The organism is Paenibacillus radicis (ex Xue et al. 2023), assembly GCF_024722015.1.
In the GTDB taxonomy this organism is placed as follows: domain Bacteria; phylum Bacillota; class Bacilli; order Paenibacillales; family NBRC-103111; genus Paenibacillus_S.
This window is the reverse complement of the sequence record NZ_JANQBD010000033.1, coordinates 77,697-97,612: the sequence shown is the minus strand read 5'-3', so window position 1 is coordinate 97,612 and position 19,916 is coordinate 77,697. Positions and strand designations below refer to the sequence as shown.

Here is a 19,916-nt window from a genome sequence, read left to right as displayed (position 1 = left end):
TGTTTTTCAACAAATTTTATCGCATTCGACTCCATGTCACAGCGTTTATGAATAGAATCAACAAGTATCCTCAGGATACCATCGATCGGTTACTTATTCAGTTATAATGTTAAGTGCGTTTTATATAGAGTTAATATTTTGTTAATAGTTCATTTAGAAGGATTCAATAAGCTTCGTTTATAATAAAAGGTAAGGAGACGTCCCCCAAAAAGAAATAAAGGAGATAGGAAATGAAACTTACTAAAAAATCAATAACCATACTTTCATTCACGCTCGGCGCATGTTTATTTGTATCCACCGCTTTTGCCGATACGCTGCTTGGCTCAGGTTACGACCGACTGAAGGGCTCTGCAAAAAATACCGCCGCAAAGATGGAGAAAGGATTGAACAACTACACAGTCGAAGCGCTGTTTACATTTAAGGATAACGGTAAAACCGTACTCCAAGCGACCACTATCAACAAAATCGATACGGAAAAGCAGGCATCTGAAAATTCGACGGTGAATCAGGGGCCAGATGGAAAAACGACATCCAACTACTCCTATACGGACAAAAAGCTTTCGGTTTGGAAAAATGGAACGGATAATAAATATTACGTAACGGAATTTTCCAATGATGCGAATAGAGCAGAGCGAAACCGATTCACAAGTCCGTTTAATGACAAGGGAGCGCCAGAGATTGAAAAGCTGTTTGATGCTTTGGTCGGCAATCTGAAGGATTATGTGCAGATAGAGGAAAGAGCGGATGGCGCAAAAGTATACTCGGGAAGCTTGTCCGAGGCACAGGTGCCTGCTGTAGTTAATGCTGTATCCTCCTTCGGCTTTAAGCGGATGATTAGCGATCATGGCCGCATGGAAAAGGATGCGAGTCTGCCGGAAATCGAGAGCGATATTTTCGTTAAAAAGGTTTTGGGGACGGCCGTTGAAAACAAAGCCGGCATTGTGGAAAATGTCACGGGTGATGTGACTTTGTCCGGGAAAGACAAAAACGGAGTTCAGCACGATTTGACGCTGAATGCAGTTTTCAAGCTTTCCGACATCGGAGCTACGAAAATTACCATCCCAGACCTGACAGGCACAAACGTCGAGAAGGTAAGTCAATCCGGAGGCTTAAGCAGCAAATATGTAGGGAAATATAGAAATAACATTATCATTGAGAAAAACGGGAAATTCGTGAAAATAGGCGAGAGAACACTGGAAATTACAAATGTGGCTAACGATAAAGTAACAGGCAAGTATAGCGAAACGGTTAATCCTGGTTTCGAGTCCGATTATCCAGACAAGTATAATTTTAATTTCGAATACAATCCTAACGATACGAAACCGATGTCAACCTTCACTTATTCGAATGCCAAAGGAGAGCAGGAAAACGGACGAATTAATCCTAGCGGCTCCGCAAAAATTTATCTTGACCTTCATCTGGAAATCATGGGTAAGGACTCTTACAGAAGCAACTCCGGACCTTATTACGATGGAGAGTTTAACCGTATATTTGAGTAATAAGCAGGTCCAAGGAAGCCGTTAGTGCGGCTTCCTGATATTAGGATACTCTTACGGCTGCCGGAAGAAAGAGATAGATGGAAATCCTCCCGTTAATCCAGCCTGGATATCGTTTGAAAGCAATCTAACTGGAAAAACTCCTGCTAATAGAGGTGATAGGGCTGAAATCAGCCAAAATCCATAGATTTAGCAGGAGGAATTCCAGTTATAGGGCTTGGAGTGCTATTTTGGGAGAAAATAACGTCACATTTTCCTGATAAATGCGCGGGGTTCGCTGGGCTGCCATGTCATGCTGTAAACGAACCCCGAATTCTGCCATTAGCACGCGTGGGAAAGTACCTCATCTCTGCTGTTGGCTGAGAATACCTAAGAAGGGCTATTTCAAAAGGGTAACACGCATCAAAGTTTCGGCCCCACTTTGTGGGGTTATTTTAGGGAGATGTTGTCATTGACGAATAAAGCGATTGAAATAAACGGCTTAACCAAGGTGTATAAAAACGGCCGGGGAATCAATGATTTGAATTTAGAGGTTGATCAAGGCGATATATTCGGCCTTTTGGGGCCCAATGGCGCAGGGAAGACGACAGCCATGAAAATGATGGCGGGACTCATGAAACCTGATAGCGGCGATGTGAAGATTTTTGGCGCCAGCATTTTAGACAACTATGTCAATGCGATGAAGCATGTCGGCTGTATTATCGAGACGGCGGAGTCGTATCCTTATTTGACGGCCAATGAAAACCTGAAGCTGTTTGCCCGATTTTATCCGCAGGTTGACCAGCAAAGAATCAACGAATGTCTTGAAATTACCGGTATGCTAAAATATAAAGATGAAAAATCAAAAAAATTTTCGCTTGGGATGAAGCAAAGGCTGGGTGTAGCGGCTGCGATTCTATCCAATCCGAAGGTTCTGATTTTGGACGAGCCTTTGAACGGACTGGATGTAGAAGGAATGCTGGATATGCGAAAGCTGATTAAACAGCTTGCCGAGGAAGAAGGCACAACTTTTTTGATTTCCAGCCATCTGATTCATGATGTAGAGCTTACCTGCACAAGAATTGGTGTCGTGTACGGAGGAAAGCTTGTCAATGTAGATTATACTCAAAGCATTCTTTCCAATTATTCTTCGCTTGAAAATTATTTTGTTAGTGAGGTGGACAGGAATGGTAGGGTTTAATGCTGCATTTATTAATGAAGCCGTGAAGCTGTTGAAAAAGAAAAAAATCATAGTGGCCGCTATATTGTCCATCCTTGCTGTATTAATCGGACAAATTGCCGTTACAGCGATTAAGCATGGCCTTGGATTAAGAGTGGTAGGCAGTACGGAGTTTCCCATAGTGGTTCTCTCGATTTTTACTTATACGATTTTACCGCTATTTGCAACCTTTGTTGCCATTGACATGTTTAACGGTGAATTTTCGTCGAATACGATGAAAATAACGCTCCTAAGACCTGTATCCCGATTAGGTGTTTTTAGTGCCAAGGTTTTGAATATAGCATTGTTTATATTGGCAAACCTGATGTTCGTCATGGTTCTTTCCTTGCTGGCCGGGTTCCTGTTTAATCCTGCGTCCGCTAGCTGGATGGGGATCATAAGGGTGTTTTTATCCTATACCTCTACATTTTTTCCTGTATTTGTTTTTGCGCTTTTAGTTGTGCTGCTGTCCAATATATTTCAGGGAGGGCTGGCTGTATTTTTCCTCTCGATTATTGTATTTATCAGCTTTAACTTTCTGGGCATTGTGTTTTCTTCTTATTCCAGCTTTTTTATTACGTCGATGTTTGACTGGTATACGCTTTGGATCTCGGAATCGATTAATGTGTTTAAAATATTCCGTCAGGTCTTAATCATGTCGGGCTGTGGTATAATGTTATTTACCGCTGGTTACTACCTGTTTGACAGCAAGGATATTTAGAAAGGAACCTACATGCATTTAACCAAACGCTTTTTCACGATGAATGCACTGGCTGTGCTGTTTTCCATTGGTTTGACAGTTTTGGCTGTCATTATTTTTGTTGCCGCGTATACGAAAATATTTGGTCATAAGGCGGATATCAACGAATTGAAAAATGTCTTCGAGCTTAGAACGGGGATTAGTGAGATCAAGAGGAATGCACAGACCTTGGAGTTCGCGCAGCTTTTGGATAAAAAAAATCAGCAAGAGCTGTCTGATCGCGTTAAGGCTTTGGGTGCGAATGCCATCCTGTTATTCAATAGAGAGGTTTTATTTTCTACTAGAAAGTTTGATCTGATTGATATAGAAAAAAGCCTGGTGTTATCCGGTGATATGCCTAATCAGGATACGCTGGAGATTGATGGAAAAACCTTTTTCTTTGCCCGTGTTGACTACAAGCTTCCATCTGGCGATCTTGGAGTTTTGCTGCTGCTTGCGCCAATAAAGCTGAAAACGAGCTTTTATACGCTGCTTGGCATTTTTACGGTCAGCGTGTTTATCCTGTTTTTTTTATTGATGAACTTTTGGGTTTCTTATACCTTCTCGAAAGGTATCATTTCTCCGGTTTCCAGGTTAAAGGACGCGGCGGTCAAAATCAGTGAAGGTGATTTAAGCTGCGAAATTGCAGAGGAGGGTGAAGGGGAGGTCCGGGAGCTGGGCAGAACGCTGGAGCTCATGAGGATCAAACTGAAGGAATCTATTTATCTGCAGCAAAAATATGATGAAAACAGGAAGTTTTTGGTATCCAGCATTTCGCATGATCTAAAGACGCCTGTGACTTCCATTATTGGTTATATCCAAGGTATTATCGACGGGGTTGCGAAGACTCCTGAGAAGATGGAAGAATATTTGGAAACCGCTCGCTCTAAGGGAATTCTGGTGAATGCCATGATTGATGATCTTCTTTTATATTCCAAGCTGGATTTGAACCAGCTCCCTTATCACTTTGAGAAAAGCGATCTGGTCAATTATTTACAGGACTGTGTTGGGGATCATAAATATGAATATGAAAAGGCCAAGCTATCCTTAGAATTTATAAATGAATTAAATGAGCCTGTCCTTGTGTTAATCGATCGCGAAAGGTTAAGGAGAGTCATTCAAAACATTTTGGACAATGCGGTTATGTATATAGACAAGCCTGATGGAAGGGTTGCTATTATACTCAGAGAGACCCGGACATCTGCCATTATAGAAATCAAAGACAATGGAAAAGGAATTCCAGAGGCGAACCTCCCCCATATTTTTGAACGTTTCTATCGGGTGGACCCTTCAAGAAAAAATGCAGACGGCAGCGGACTTGGGCTCGCTATTGCCAAGCAAATTGTGGAGGGGCATGAGGGGAAAATATGGGCTAGAAGCGTTGTAGGGGAAGGGACCCGGATAATGATATCTCTGAAAAAGCTTTAGCCGTTTGGAGGTTAGGATGAAAAGGATACTTATTGTTGAGGACGACCAAAGTATTGCAAATCTGCAGAAGGATTACCTGGAGCTGAGCAATTATTCGGTTAAAATTGTGAATAGCGGATCAGAAGGCTTGAAAGCTCTTGAGCAAGAAGAGATTGAGCTTGTTATCTTGGACATTATGCTACCGGATATGGACGGATTTGAAGTACTGAAAGTGATCCGCGAGAAGGACGACATTCCTGTTCTTCTGGTATCCGCCAGGGCAGAGGAAATATATAAAATTAATGGCTTGGGGCTCGGTGCGGATGATTACATCACAAAGCCATTCAGCTCAGGGGAGCTGGTAGCCCGGGTCAATGCACATTTGAAGAAATTTCAGCGAATGAAAGAACGGTTCGGACAAGGAGTGGGCAGCAAGATCCAGGTTAGGGGTCTTGAGATTCATAAGGATTCCAGAAGAGCTTTTGTGAATGGAAATGAAGTTATGCTGGCGCAAAAAGAATTCGACCTGCTTGTCTTTCTTTTGCAGCATGCTAACCGGGTAATCGGCAAGGAAGAGCTATTTGAGCGGATCTGGGGAATGGATGCGCTGAGCGACGCTTCTACAGTAACCGTACATATCGCCAGAATCAGGGAAAAGATCGAGGAAAACCCGTCCAAGCCTCAGTATATCGGTACAGTTTGGGGATCAGGGTACAGGTTTATGGTTTGAATGCAACCAGGCTGGAAGGGGAAGGATCTAACTGAAATTAATAAAATTAATAGTTATTCGATTCGAAGCCATTGTCTCTTCCTAAAAACCTGCTTTTATACATCCTTTTGACTTGCATATCAGCAGTCTTCTTGAATTCATGCAAATGTGCAGTTATTTTTTCTTTCTTAGCTGGAACGAAGAGTTTTTCATGAAAATTGATGTATTTTTGCAGGTATGTTCTCTCAACAGTAATTTTGTTAGAAAATAACTGCATTTTTGGAGGAATTTTTGAAAATGGATGTTCGGAGGGGATCAAGCACTGATTTTGTGGTCTAATTGTTACAGATGGGAAACTCATTACAGACATTAGAATGGAACGTTCAAGATTTGATTGGCAATAATGTGTATTATCAATTAAAAAATCACGTTCATGTACGAGCGGCGGATAAAAAAACACGAGGGACGAATAAAACGTGTTATCCGTCCTTGCAGATCCATTACTGCCCTATCGGTTAACTCCACTATGTGAAGCGCCTATGCTCTCGAATACCCCAATGGCGGCATTCGCCACATCGACGTCTTGAGCGCTTGTACCTCCGCTTACACCTATACCTCCAACGATCATGCCCTCTCTGACGAGCGGGATTCCTCCACCTAAAATAACGATTTTTCCATTATTTGTAATATTTATTCCAAACGATGGTCCACCAGGGAGAGCTGCTTGAGCCAAATTTGCTGTAGGCATTTTCATGGCGACACTTGTCCATGCTTTGTTCTGAGCAATGTCGATCCCAGCTATACGGGCATTATCCATGCGGAGAAAAGCGACAAGGTTACCTCCGTCATCGACAATAGCGATATTTTCGGAAAGACCCAGTTCTCTTGACTTCCGTTCGGCAGCTACGAGTAACGCTTTGGCAACATCAGATGTAATTTTATGCAAACGTATCCACTCCTTAATCTGAATTTTTTATATTGTATGGTCATCTACCCAGATTAGTGAATAAGGAGGGTTCAGTACATAAGAAGCTTGTTTAAAGTCTAATCCACTTCTTATGCACCTGTATGAAGTTGTTAACTAAGAATAGCTTTAAGTGCCGCCGCGAACTTCGCTATGCCTGGACCGATCTCATCTGCCCTAGCTCTAGCAAAAGTAAATCGTACATAACCGGAATCCGAACCATAAACACTTCCAGGTACGAAGATAACTCCCCTTCGGATTGCTTCTTCCAACAGCTTGTTGTCATTTACATCAGGAATTATTTTGCACCACAGATGCAATCCTCCTTGTGGAACCGTGAATCTGACCAGTTCAGGCAGTTCGCTTTGAAGAGCCTCGATTAGTAAATCGCGTTTATAGAGCAGATGCATACGCAGTCGATCCAAATGAGGCTGGAAATAGGGGGAGCTTAAAAACTGCGCTGCGACTTTTTGCGGAACGACGCTTAGCCCGAAATCCATCTGCTGTCTGGCATCAGCCAGTCGATCGACTACGGAATGGGGAGCGACCATCCATCCAACCCGCAACCCGGACGCTGCGATTTTGGAGAAAGAGCCAATGTAAAGCACCGAGCCGATCGGATCAATAGCTTTGAGTGGCTGCGGAGCTGAACCATCATAGGCAGAGAGGCTAAAGGGATCGTCCTCTACAATGGGAAGCCCCAATTCGCTTGCAACATCAAGCAGTTCGATACGACGTTTAGCATCGAGCAAAGCGCCTGTCGGATTCTGAAAATTCGGATTTAGAAACACCATCTTGATACGGTGCTTTTTATACAGCGAACGAATTTCCTCGGGGCGAACTCCCTTATGATCGACGGGAAGACGGAACAACCGAAGTCCGGCCGATTGAAACATGGGCAAAGAATAACAATAAGATGGGTCCTCAATAGCAACTGCATCACCGGGAGAGAGTAAACATTGTGTAATTAAATATAAAGATTGCTGGGAACCGGAGGTGATGAGAATCGACGATTCGGTCGTTTGAATATCCCGATATTGACTTAGATATGATACTAGCTGCTGTCTTAGCATTAAATACCCTTGCGGGTTGTCGTAGCCCAAATAAGAAGTGTAATTATTTTCGCTCATGAGAATATTGATCTCTTCAATTGGAGCTAGGTCCGGCGCAAGTTCGCCGCTGGCAAAATCAATCAATGTTTTATCTTGTTGAAGGGCTTCGCGGATACGTCGCAAAAAGGGCAAGTTAGGCAGAAAGCTCCCGCCTTCTGCATACCGATGCCAATTAGGAGTATGCTTCGGCGTAGCACCCCATTTAAATTTGCTTACCCGTGTTCCGCTGCCTGATCGACTTTCAATGATTCCAAGCGCACGCAGCTCTCCAAAGGCAAGAATGATCGTGCTGCGGTTCACTTCCAATTGTTCGGCCAGCTTTCGTTCGGAAGGAAGCAAGCTGCCCGGTGGAAATTCGCCGTATGAAATTCTTCGTTCGATATCATCAGCAATTTGTTGATACAGAGGTTGATCGCTTAGACGATCAGGTTTCCACATGATTTTCACCTCTACCGACTTAGGTTCTATAATAAATAACTACTGTGGGTTTCATCATAACACTTGATCTGCAGTCAGGTTCATTTCTTTTCACCCAAATAATGACGAACTTGTATCAAAAGTATCGTCATAGCTTGTAGAGCTCAAACATCCAAGATCGGATGGTCCAGGCTTGTGTCTGTGTGATTGGCTTCTTTGATGGTTAATTGATTTATCTCCGAAGCCCTTTCTTTTGTCTGTATTGGCTCGGTGTTATCCCTTTAATTCGATGAAATGTACGTGAAAACGTGGGATAAGAGGAAAATCCCGACTCAAAAGCCACTTGAGAAATAGGCAGATCAGAAGAAATCAGCAGGCTGCAAGCATGCCGAATCCGAAGCTCATGAAGAAAATCAACAAAATAAATACCGAATGCCTCACCGAATTGAGTGCTCAGCTGTGCGGGATGAATATGAAACTGCTCGGATAAAGTGTTTAAGGATAGAGGCTCCAGGTAGTGATCGTATACATACTGTACGACAGGCCATATACCTTTCGTGGAAGCGGGATGCTGCGTCCTTGTCGGTGTCGTATCTTGCCTCGCCATGTTGCGGATAAACTGCGACAATGCTTCCAGCAGCAGCGCTCTTAGCATGATAGGTCTCCAGGCGAGTGAGGATTCGTACTCCTGATAGAGTCTATCCCACAGCTGCACTCCATCCTCATAAGCTTTTCCTTGCAGTTGAATATAAGCCGGCTGAGTCTCATCCCGTCCTAGCAATAGCTCGTGTAAGCCCCAGGCCGATTCGGGTCCTGCTGTGACGAGCTTCATATCGAAATTGCAAATATACATAAGTAGCGGCTCGTCCTCAGCTGCATGATACTTGTGAATTTGATAAGGCAGCAGGAGAACGATGGTTCCAGGGAGCATGTCATGAGCGGTACCGTTAATCCATTCAGTTCCTTTCCCTTCCAGCACAAAAGATAGCTCGATAAAATCGTGGCGATGGGAGGGGACGGAAGTGTATCTCTTTTTCTTCATATGAAAAGGAAAGTCGGTGTCGATATTCGGGTACTCAAAAAGATATTGAGGATACATGACGCTCACCTTCGTATTCTAATTATTTGTTTCTTTATTATACGGGGTTATTTTCTGTAAAGAAATGATAGGTATTATAAAAAAATGATAAGTGAGTATCCATTCCGCGAGCTACAATACAATCATTACGAACTATATTATACGCTTATAGCGCAAGGGAGAGATCGAACTATATGAACAAGAGGATGGATAACCGCAAAACGTTTGGCGGCATCTTTACAGCTCTGCTGACCCCAATGCACGAGAATGGTGATATTGACTATATTTCTTTGGCACGACTGGTTGATCACCAGATTGAACAAGGTATTCATGGATTTTATGTAGGCGGAAGTACAGGTGAAGGGTTTATATTGACAAATGAGGAGCGCCAGCAGGTTTTGGAAGCAGTCGTCAAGGCAGCCGCCGGGCGAGTTATCATCATCGCACATGTAGGCAATATCAGTACGAGGGAGTCCATTAAGCTGGCTAAGCATGCTGAGCTTCAGGGAGTTGATGCGATCTCAGCGGTTGTGCCATTTTATTATAAGGTAACGATGAAAGAAATTCGTGAGCATTATGAAGCCATTATGGCAGCGGTTTCACTTCCGATGATCGTCTATCATTATCCTGGCGCGACAGGAGTGAGCCTGTCTCTGGAGTTTTATGAGCAGATGAGCCGCAATCCACAGTGTATTGGGGTAAAATTTACTTCGCTTAATCTTTTTGAAATGCAGCAAATTCGCATGAGATGCAGGGAAGATTTCCTTATCTATAACGGGCATGATGAAGTATATACGGCGGGGGCATTCGTAGGGGCAGATGGCGCCATTGGCAGTACGTTTAATATGATGCCTGGTTTGTTTACCAAGATGTACGAGCTTATCCATTCAGAGGAACAGCCGTCCAAGGAATCTTTGCAGATGATGCAAGCAGAGGCTAATAAGGTGATTGCGCATATGATTCAATTTGATGTTATTGCTTATGAGAAACATATTCTCTATCTTCAGGGCGTTTTGTCAACTCCTACAGTTCGGCAGCCGTTGAAGCAATTCACTGAGGAAGAATGCGAGAGAATTGAAGCTTACTTTGCACAGAATGAAGTGCTGGGTCGATTCAGTTATACGGCCAACAGCCAAGGCTAGTGAATTAGTTCTAACGAAGCAGAGCAACCCGGTTTATGGTAGACTGGGTTCTCTGTTTTTTTGTAAGGCTAGTGAACCAGTAAGGAAGTTAATTTTGTATTGTAAAATACTAATTTATGCATGTTAAAATGGCCCGCTGCTTTCAGTATAATCAGGATAACAAATCAACTAAGCGTGATTGTTGAGTCATGACAAAGGGGTGGGACTATGAAGAAGTTATTAAAAACAGGAGCAGCAGCTATATTAATTACAGGAGTAGCAGCAGGCTGTGCGTTCAATTCGGTGCAGAAGCCGCAAGACAGCAGCCAAACTGCAGGGGCTGGCAGCGCCAAGACGATTACATTAACGATGTGGGCGGGTACGGGATTTAAGGATATCGAGGGCTATGACAGCAAAAATTACGGGGATTGGGAGAAGCAGAAGGCAGCAGAATTTCAAAAGCTTCATCCGAATGTAACCGTTAAAGTAGAATCCGTGCCTTTCTCGGATATCGAGCAGAAAGTGAACGTAGCAGTCGCAGGCAATAATCCTCCGGACATTTTATACGATAACATCCCGATTCGAATTAGCAAGCATGCCCGCAATAGCGTCCTGGAGGAACTTGATGATGTGGTAAAGGACGATAAAGCGGATTGGAAAGAAGCATTTCTCAACATGGGAACGATCAATGGAAAGCTGTATGCGCTTCCGTTAGGCAGTGTGCCTCAGGTAGTTTTCCTGAACAAAACCATATTCGAGAAAAAAGGGGTTGCGATGCCGAAGAATCGCTCCTGGACCTGGAATGAAATGAAAGATGCCTTAAAGAAAGTCGCAGATAAAAATACATATGGTATCGCTTATTTTGCCAAAAACGAGCAAGCGGATCAGCTGATGGTTAACAACCTGCTTGCTGCCGGGGCTAAATGGGCGAACCAAGATTTCACTCAATACACAGTGAACGGTCCTGAAGGTGTTGAAGCGCTCAACTTTATGCTTAGCCTTCAGGAGGAAGGATTGGTCGCTCCAGGAACGGTGACAATGGACGTTACTGCGAACTTCGAGCTGTTCAAACAGGGCAAGCTGGCCGTCTTAAATCACACCTCGCCGGTTTATGGGGATTTGGAGGCAGGTAAGAAGAACGGTGCGGTGGAGCCTTCTGTTGAGGCGTATGGAATCATTCCTGTCATGAAAGAAGGGGTGAAGCCGCAAATCACAGTAACTGGCGAGAACGGATATGCGATTTTCAAACAAACCGATACGGAGAAGAAAAAAGCGGCAGTTGAATTCGTGAAATTTTTGACGCAGCCTGACAATATTAAAGCGATCAACAAGGCGACTTATGGGATATCCGCACGTAAATCGGGGACGTATGAAATTAATAATAAAGACGCCTCCGAGGTGTTCGAGCTGTTAAACAAGCTGGAAATCGTCGACTTGGGAAAAAATAAAGCTTACTTCTCTTCCTTAAGAAAAGCGTTTTATCCAGAAATGCAAGCGGCGTTCCTGAAAGCAAAAAGTCCGAAGCAAGCGCTTGACGATTTCGTGAAAAATGCGAACGAGCTGGCTGCCAGGAAGTGAGATAAAACAGTGGGATTAACTTCGTCCTGGTCTTTCACAGCACTGGGACGAAGGTGTATGGATTGCTAACGAGATGATAAGAAATTGCTGAGGTGCATGCAGATGAAGCTTCGCCAATCGATGTGGAGTTATTTTTTTATCGGACCCAATTTGTTGTTTTTAACCGTGTTTCTCGTGTTTCCGCTGCTGTATACATTTTATTTGAGTCTATTTAAAGCTGATATTTATACATCCGTTTTCGCAGGATTTGATAATTACCGAAGCTTGTTCGGGGAAGAGCTGTTTCGCAAATCATTCGTCAACACGTTTTATTTTGTTTTAATCATTGTCCCTTGTGTTGTCATTATGTCGCTGGTTATCGCAGCATTCATGCAGGGATTCCATAAAATATCCAAAAGCTTTTTTCGGCTCGTATTTTATTTGCCGGTCGTCAGTACGCCAGTCGTGCTTTCCTTGGTTTGGGGCTGGATGTATAATCCGAGCTTCGGAATCATCAAGTACTTCTCTGAGCTGCTCGGCTTTGGGAGTGTTGATGTATTCTCTGGTCAACTGAGCGCGATCATGGCATTATCCGGCGTTGTCATTACCTGGATGGTCGGCCAACCGATTATCTTGTATTTGTCGGGGATGGACGGTGTGTCCAAAGAATTATACGAAGCTGCTGAGATCGATGGAGCAAGTCCGATTCGAACATTTTTTAGCATTACTCTGCCCTTAATCTCCCACACAACGATATTAATTGTGATCACCTCGACCATTAGCGTGTTTCAAATTTTTGTCGTCATCCATTTATTAACCGGAGGCGGTCCTTTTCATGGAACCGAATCCCTTGTGTATACCATTTACCAGACTGCGTTCGTTTCACTCGAATTTGGTAAAGCTTCGGCCCAAAGCGTCATCCTGTTCGTTATTATTTTAATCATCTCGCTGCTGCAGTTCCGGTTCATGAAATCCAAAACAGATTAAACGAACAGCTCAGATTCGATTCGTTAGAGGAGAATGGAAACGGATGAAATCACATGTTGTCTTTAGGTACGTGTTTCTTTTACTAGCAGCGATCGCTTTTATATTTCCGTTGTATTGGATGCTGACAGGCTCATTCAAATCGCAAGTATCCATCTGGGCCATTCCTCCGGAATGGTTTCCATCCAAGTTCAGGCTTTTCAACTATAAGCATATTTTTTCCACAACTCCAGCGCCGCTCTGGATGTTCAACAGTGTGTTTACAAGCTTGGTCACTGTAATTTTTATCGTTATTTTTTCGGCGATGGCGGGATATGCCTATGCGAAGAAAAAGTTTCCCGGCAATACCGTGCTGTTCTTTGTTGTTATTGCTACTATGATGATGCCGACTCAGGTTACCCTAGTTCCTTTATACATACTTTGCAGAGAGCTAGGATTAATTGACAGCTATCTGGGCGTCATCCTCCCGGCGATCGCTTTCCCGTTCGGGGTGTTCATTGTACGGCAGTTCGCCAAATCGATACCCGATGAAATAGTGGAATCAGCGAGGATCGATGGTGCCGGGGAAATTCTATTGTTTGTTAGGATCATTTTGCCGCTTTTGTTGCCTGCGCTTGGAGCGTTGTCCATTTTCGCTTTTATGCACACGTGGAACGACTATTTATGGCAGCTTATTATTTTGCAATCCAAGGAGAAGCTGACGCTGCCATTAGGTATCTCGACCATCACCTATTCTGAAAATAACGTCAACTATGGCTATGCAATGGCTGGAGCCTCCCTGGCGGCTGTGCCTATGATCGTTTTTTTCCTGCTGCTGCAGCGAAGCTTTATTAAAGGAATTACATTAGGATCGGTAAAGGGATAGGCACAGGGAACCCCGTATTGCACGGGTTTTCTTGCATTTCACATTATTATGGAGAATCAAAAGGGACTTTTTGAACAACCTCTATATGGGTTTATCGCATGTCGGGTTATAATGGTTGAGAGGTGATTGCGTGAAAATCATTGTCATCGAAGACGAAGTAGACATCTTATTGGGTATTCAAGAGGTCATAGAGCAAAGCGGGCTGTCATTCGAGCAAGTATTTGCAGAGCACTCCGGAGAGGAAGCGCTTACACTTATTGAGCGATACCGCCCTGAAATTATTTTAACGGATATATTGCTGCCGGAGATGAGCGGTTTGGATATGTTGGAATCTGTGAAAGCGATGGATTACCAACCTAAAGTCATCGTAATCAGCAGCTACAGCAATTTTACATACGCCCAGCGAAGCATTCAATTAGGAGCGGTCGATTATATTCTTAAGCCTACCCTTAAAGAGGAATTGATCGATAAAATTCGCTCCGTCTATGACATGGTTCAGCGCGAACGAACGAGCCAGGATCAAATCAGAAATCAAATGGCCTATGCCCGTCTGGGGACGGAGGCGCTGAGGGAAAAGTTCGTTCAAGGGTTATGTATGCACAAAACGGCACTCCAGGAGCATATTCATCACCGTCTACAGGTATGGGACCTGCAATGGCTTGAAACGCAGTCTTATGTCGTCATCTCGTTAAGTATTAACAAAGATGAATTTCGTGGCAAAGAAGATAAGGATATCAATCTGGACCTGTTTGCTATCGGAAATATTGCTGAGGATATTATGAAGAACTATCAGTCATCTGTCATGATCCGCAGTATTTACCATGATTGGGTCATCCTTACGGCATGGGAAGAGGAATGGAGCATTGCTCAAGATATTTATGAAAGAGCGCTGGCCTATCAGAAAATAAGGCCTGCTATCGGCATCAGTGAGCGGAAATATTCCTTTCAAGCCATATCCGAAGCTTACGAGCAGGCTCGCAAGGCACTCAAGATCGCTCTATTGAACAACAGCAAACGAATTGTAAGATATGTGGAAATTGCCGATCGGATAGATGAGCAGGATGACGTACGGATTGGTCAACGGGTGGCTGAGGCGGTATTGAATGGGGATGAGTCTGCTGTCAAGCAGGGGCTGGATAAAGTAATTGAGCGCTTTATACTGGACAGGGATGTGAGTAAAACAGGCGATTTGTCGATCAAATGCTTCGAATGGATACTGGAGGTTCACTCTATCCTTGCTGAAAAGGTGGATATGGAAATCAGCCATTTTCCTATGGAGCTTTGGGAGAAGGCCGAACGCTGCCCGACTATGGACGATCTGACGGATTTGCTGTTCGGGCATCTCTGCGAATTAATGAAGCTTGCCGTCGATCCGCAGCAGCCTCCCCATCCCCATTACCTGATCGATAAAGTTAAACGCATCATTGAGATGAAATATGGGGAAGAGGTTACCCTGCAGACTGTAGCTGATGAGCTTAGTATTCATCCGGTTTGGTTAAGCCGGCTTTTCAAGAAAGAGACGGGGCAGAACTTTTTGGATTATTTGACCGAAATTCGTATTGAACAGGCCAAGCAGCTGCTGCGCAGCACGAATTTAAAAATTTATGAAATCGCCGAGAAAATCGGATATCAGGAAATTCAATACTTCGGAAAGCTGTTCAAGAAAAGAACGAATATGACTCCAAAGGAGTTCAGATACGGCAAATGAAAGCATTCAAAATCAGCAACCTAACTTTGTTCGTCAAAATGTTCATCCTCTTGTTCATGTCCGTCTCAGTGACGGTTACGATTCTCGGAATGTGGTATTTTAACAAATCAAGCGAGCAAATTAAACATGTCACCTCCACCTTGCTTATGGAGAATTTGCAACAAAATCGTCTGCGTATCGAGCAGTTGTTCATCCAGACTGAGCTTCATTCGGATTCCATTATTGCTTCGGGGAAGCTTGAGGTGCTTGATAATCGGCTTGAGGATCGGTTATTTCTAAGCAGATCCATTACGCTGATGAATGAGTTAAGGGGAAGCTATGAAATGACGATATATCCTGCGGACGAGTCGAGATATTCGGCTTATACGCTGCTTATCCAATCAGGCATGAATTCGGACAGCTCGAATTGGCTTCATAAGGCCATACAGCTCAAGGGCAAGGGACTTTGGTATTTCGAGAGCAATCGATTCATTTATACAAGAATGATCCGGTCGATGTCCGATCTGCGGCCTTTGGCGATTATTCAGCTGAGCTTTCCGGCGACGCTATTCAATCAGCAGCTCCTTTCTCCGGCTGAATATCCAAACTTCCGGCATTATATCGTCGAGAATGAGAGCGAAGCCGTATTGTTCGCGAGTCATGATAATATGCAATCCCAGAAAAAGGATGTTTTCATGTCCAATATTCCACTCGATAATTTGCCATGGAAGATAGTCGCCAGCATTCCTGAAAAAGATCTGATCGGTCCGGTGGAAATTATTAAGCGCTTCTCGGTACTGCTGATTCTGGCAAGCATTGGCTTGATTTCGATCCTGCTTGTATTGATTACGAACAGCTTTATTTCTCCGATTAAATATATGGTAGGCCATATGAAAAAGGTTCAATTCGGGCAGCTTGTACCAAGTGAGAAATACGGGGAACGGGGCGATGAGATCGGCCAGTTGGCTAGAGGGTACAATTCTTTGATTTTTGGCATGCAGGAACTGCTCGCCACGACGAATCAGATGGCATCCGAGAAGTCGCAAACAGAAATGCAAATGCTGATCCATCAGATCAATCCGCATTTTCTTTATAACACACTTGATGCCATCAAATGGAGAGCCGATCATGTAAAGGAAGCGACCATAACCGAAATGGTCACCTCGTTAAGCAATTTAATACGTTACAGCATCAATAACGGGGAAGAATTTACAACTGTCGAGCGTGAGATTGAGCATGTCAAAAGCTATCTGAGCATCGAATCGCTTCGCAATCACGATACATTTCAGGTCATTACGAATGTGCAGCCGCGCGCTTTGAATATGCCGATTCTCAAATTAATTATTCAGCCGCTTGTTGAGAATTCGGTCAGGCACGGCTTGAGCAAGCTTCCGTCCGGACAAGGCAAGATCCTCATTCGTGTGTATATCGAAGGCGAGGAGCTGGTATGCACGGTCGAGGATAACGGTCCTGGTATCTCGGACAAGGCGCAGGCCCAAATAAGCCGTCAAAGTCTGCCCCCTGAGCAGATTGGGGGTGTCGGCTTGTTTAATGTCAACCGCAGGCTGCATATCCGCTTTGGCGCGAATTATAACGTGTCACTGACCAGCAGAGCAAGCGGGGGATGCAAAGCGACGATCCGCCATCCGCTAATGTAAAAGCTGAGGAGGGGAACGATGAGCAAGCTCAGGGTCAGTATTCATTTGCCAAGGGGCTGTCCCAAAAGACATTTTGAGACAACCCCTCCACCATTTTATCCTGAATAGATGGTTGCAAAAGAGCCCTCAATTCCACTTTAATAGTTGAAGGCTTTTTTGCACATTCTTGTGGATTCTTAGTGATGAATAAGATGAGGTCGCTTTCCAGCGCGTACTCATCGCGGGTATCGGGTTCGTGGTTCGGTTACGGCATTGCATGGCAGTCTGGCGCACTCCGTGCAATTATCAGGAAAACGTCAAGTTAGTTACTCCGAAAATAGCGTTCCAAGTCTTATAGCTGGAATTCCTCATGCTAATTCTACGTATTTTGGCTGATATCCACCATATCCCCTCTATTAGAGTTAGTTTTTCCAGTTAGATTGATTTAAGGTGATATCCACGCTGGATTAGCGTGAGGATTTCCATCTATTTCTTTTCTTTCCGCAGCGGCCCCGACAAATCATGGTCTCCTCTAGATTGAAAGCAGCCTTTGAACATCGCTTCTCGCCCCATCACTTAAGTAACATCCAAAAAGCGGCCGGACTCATTTTTGGATTTTCGAACCCCCACTCTGATGGGAATTTCCCTACAAAAAAGACGCTTCCATTTCCGCTTACATGGTGGTTTTGGAGGCGTCTTTGTACATAGTTTGGGACTGATTCATTCACTGATACCCTTTTGGGACAGCCTCTTTTTGTTTTTTATCAGGAGAAGATAGCCCAATTAGGATCGGAATTCCTCCATCAAGCATTCGACAGCATGATAAGTTAAGCGCCGCGGACTTCCTGTTTTCCTCGAAACTGGAAATAATAACCGGACTTTGGATGGGAGTAAATAGTACTGTATGGCATGGAAAGAGACTGCAATGATCCTAATAAAAGAGTGAAAGGTTTGCGACTAATGGTAAATAGTAGGTATACCTTTTTAAGGAAATATAGATCGATTCACCTAATAAAGACTCATTTTTGTGTGAAAAGACACAAAACTTATCAAAAATTCGTATTATATAAGAGTATATACTTAAAAATCATTTGTTCAGTATGTATCATTCTATCGTGTTTCAAAATGGTTTTTTGGGTAACTAACATAGAAGTCTTTACATAAGCGTTGCAACTATTTTTCAGGAGGAGGAAATGTAAAGAATTAATCAGATCACCTATTGTTCTTTCTGGTTGTGGGACTGTATACAAAGAAAATGCCTCAGCAAACGGGACAATAAGGGATGGTGGCGCTATTGAAGGCAGTTGTAACCAAAGAGGACCGGATGATTTATTTATATCGGTATTGTTCGCTTGCACTTACCTCTCTGGTTTTTTTATTAGGGGACAAAGATCCGCCATTCATGTTTAAGCTGGGTATTGTTATGGCATTGGTTATTTTTGCAAAAGGGATTACCTATGCTTACCAAAGAAGCAGCAAATTCTCAAGGAAATTCAAGTATATAATTGGTCTGGAAATGGCGGGGATGGTTGTCCAAACCATTTTTACAGGGGGAATTGACAGCCCGTTCTTATGGTGTGTCATGAATCCTGCATTAATCGCTGCGAGCTCTTTATCTGCTGTTTCCTGCTGGTTAATGCTGCTGGGGTACATTTTACTGGTAACGTCTTTCTCTTACTCCATGGCTGACAGTCATAATGAATCAATTGGAATCTTCGTATTGAACAACAGCGACTTTTACCTGATGCTCTTGTACATGGCCTTTTTCATCCAAGTGTTAGCCGATGTAAAGAACAAGCTGGAGAGGGCGAATAAACGTACCAAGGAAACATTATGGCATATCAAGTCACTGTATCAAATCGTGGAAGCAGCGGCCCATAGCGAATCAGGTAACCTGCGAAAAATATTTACCGAGTTTGCGCTAAGACTTACTGAGCAGAAAACGGCTTTTTTCTGGGATGTTAGTGCCAATGAGGAGGGTGAGAGATTAATTGTCCATGGAATCAGGCACAGTGAAGTCGAGGCCACATTATGCTTGGAAATGGAATCGAGATTGAAGGAGTTTCGAAGCCAGGAAAGCCCCTCATTAATAAACCTGTATATTTACGGTGAATTTCTAATCATGCCAGTCAAATCAACGATTAGATTCTGGGGAGTGCTGGGCATCAAGATTGAGACTTCTTCTCAGGATGAAGGAAGACGCTGGTTCGTGCAGCAGCTTTACTTTTTATCCGAGCTGTTTGCCATTATTCTTGAAAGGCATCAGCTTGAGCGCATTGAGAATCAATTAATCATTATTGAGGAGCAGAATCGGATCGCTGCTGAAATGCATGACAGCGTATCACAGCATATGTTCGGTATTGTGTATGCCCTGCATTCTTTAATTCGACAATGGCCGAATATCCCGGAGAAGCAATTGAAGGATCAGCTTCAGCTCATTTTGGAATCATCCAATATCGCTTCACAGGAACTTCGCTCGTCCATTTATAGTCTCAGCTCAAGAAAAAACGGCAGCTCCTTTTGGATCAGCACGGTCACATCCCATCTGGATAGCTTGTCCAAACTGCATGCGGTAGACATCCATGTGAAGATAACAGGGGATGACCACCGTCTGCCTGTCAATCATCAGAAGGCCTTATTCCGAATTATTTCCGAAGCGGCCGGCAATGCAATTCGCCACGGATGCAGCAGCTCCATTGAAATAGAGTTGAATCTTGAGACAGGCGAGGCTAAGTTGGCTGTGCTCGATAACGGAGCTGGCTTTGATGTGAATGCGCGACTATCCGATCCTAATCACACCGGCCTTGGTGTCAGTAACATGAAGTTTCTTGTAGAGTCGCTGGGCGGGACTATTGAAATCTTCAGCAGCGAAGGAGAGGGCACTCAAATTCTGGCCGTTATGCCTATCGATTATAAAGAAAAAAGAAATTGAAGGATAGATTTCC

At 43.7% G+C, this 19,916-nt stretch carries 15 protein-coding genes; 12 read left to right on the top strand and 3 right to left on the bottom strand.

Features of this window, described 5'->3' with window-relative positions:
- The first annotated feature begins 230 nt into the window (after positions 1-230).
- From NV381_RS32550 to NV381_RS32530, 5 genes are all read left to right on the top strand, one after another.
- Positions 231-1,499: a hypothetical protein gene (locus NV381_RS32550; protein WP_258217478.1), complete on the top strand. Its 1,269-nt coding sequence runs from the start codon at positions 231-233 to the stop codon at positions 1,497-1,499.
- 448 nt (positions 1,500-1,947) lie between these two features.
- Complete coding sequence (locus NV381_RS32545) at positions 1,948-2,676, top strand: ABC transporter ATP-binding protein (protein WP_258217477.1); 729 nt, start codon at positions 1,948-1,950, stop codon at positions 2,674-2,676.
- Positions 2,663-3,415 carry an ABC transporter permease gene (locus tag NV381_RS32540; protein ID WP_258217476.1) on the top strand — a complete coding sequence of 251 codons (753 nt, stop codon included), beginning with the start codon at positions 2,663-2,665 and terminating at the stop codon, positions 3,413-3,415. Before NV381_RS32545 ends, NV381_RS32540 begins: the two co-directional genes overlap by 14 nt.
- A 12-nt stretch (positions 3,416-3,427) precedes the next feature.
- Entirely contained in the window at positions 3,428-4,861 is a 1,434-nt protein-coding gene (locus NV381_RS32535) for a sensor histidine kinase (protein WP_258217475.1), read from the top strand.
- 16 nt (positions 4,862-4,877) lie between these two features.
- Complete coding sequence (locus NV381_RS32530; protein WP_258217474.1) at positions 4,878-5,570, top strand: response regulator transcription factor; 693 nt, start codon at positions 4,878-4,880, stop codon at positions 5,568-5,570.
- A gap of 487 nt (positions 5,571-6,057) precedes the next feature.
- Here NV381_RS32530 and NV381_RS32525 read toward each other — a convergent pair whose 3' ends face one another.
- The 3 genes from NV381_RS32525 to NV381_RS32515 all read right to left on the bottom strand — a co-directional run bounded on the left by NV381_RS32525 (position 6,058) and on the right by NV381_RS32515 (position 9,141).
- Positions 6,058-6,495, bottom strand: coding sequence for a GlcG/HbpS family heme-binding protein (locus tag NV381_RS32525; RefSeq protein WP_258217473.1), 438 nt, complete (start codon positions 6,493-6,495; stop codon positions 6,058-6,060).
- Between the two features lie 131 nt (positions 6,496-6,626).
- Positions 6,627-8,063 carry a PLP-dependent aminotransferase family protein gene (locus NV381_RS32520; protein WP_258217472.1) on the bottom strand — a complete coding sequence of 479 codons (1,437 nt, stop codon included), beginning with the start codon at positions 8,061-8,063 and terminating at the stop codon, positions 6,627-6,629.
- A gap of 211 nt (positions 8,064-8,274) precedes the next feature.
- Entirely contained in the window at positions 8,275-9,141 is an 867-nt protein-coding gene (locus NV381_RS32515; protein WP_258217471.1) for a helix-turn-helix domain-containing protein, read from the bottom strand.
- A gap of 173 nt (positions 9,142-9,314) precedes the next feature.
- Between NV381_RS32515 and NV381_RS32510 the strand changes: the two genes are divergently transcribed.
- The 7 genes from NV381_RS32510 (at position 9,315) to NV381_RS32480 (ending at position 19,903) form a co-directional block, all read left to right on the top strand.
- Positions 9,315-10,262: an N-acetylneuraminate lyase gene (locus tag NV381_RS32510; RefSeq protein ID WP_258217470.1), complete on the top strand. Its 948-nt coding sequence runs from the start codon at positions 9,315-9,317 to the stop codon at positions 10,260-10,262.
- Positions 10,263-10,469: 207 nt separating this feature from the next.
- Positions 10,470-11,819: an ABC transporter substrate-binding protein gene (locus NV381_RS32505; protein WP_258217469.1), complete on the top strand. Its 1,350-nt coding sequence runs from the start codon at positions 10,470-10,472 to the stop codon at positions 11,817-11,819.
- Positions 11,820-11,921: 102 nt separating this feature from the next.
- On the top strand, positions 11,922-12,785 hold the full coding sequence (locus NV381_RS32500) for a carbohydrate ABC transporter permease (protein ID WP_258217468.1): 864 nt from the start codon (positions 11,922-11,924) through the stop codon (positions 12,783-12,785).
- 43 nt (positions 12,786-12,828) lie between these two features.
- Positions 12,829-13,647: a carbohydrate ABC transporter permease gene (locus tag NV381_RS32495; RefSeq protein ID WP_258217467.1), complete on the top strand. Its 819-nt coding sequence runs from the start codon at positions 12,829-12,831 to the stop codon at positions 13,645-13,647.
- A gap of 130 nt (positions 13,648-13,777) precedes the next feature.
- Positions 13,778-15,355 carry a response regulator gene (locus tag NV381_RS32490; protein WP_258217466.1) on the top strand — a complete coding sequence of 526 codons (1,578 nt, stop codon included), beginning with the start codon at positions 13,778-13,780 and terminating at the stop codon, positions 15,353-15,355.
- Positions 15,352-16,992 (top strand): sensor histidine kinase, encoded by a 1,641-nt coding sequence (locus NV381_RS32485; RefSeq protein ID WP_258217465.1) that lies wholly within the window; start codon positions 15,352-15,354, stop codon positions 16,990-16,992. The genes NV381_RS32490 and NV381_RS32485 overlap by 4 nt, the downstream gene beginning before the upstream one ends.
- 1,273 nt (positions 16,993-18,265) lie before the next feature.
- Positions 18,266-19,903 carry a sensor histidine kinase gene (locus NV381_RS32480; protein WP_258217464.1) on the top strand — a complete coding sequence of 546 codons (1,638 nt, stop codon included), beginning with the start codon at positions 18,266-18,268 and terminating at the stop codon, positions 19,901-19,903.
- The last annotated feature ends 13 nt before the right edge of the window (positions 19,904-19,916 follow it).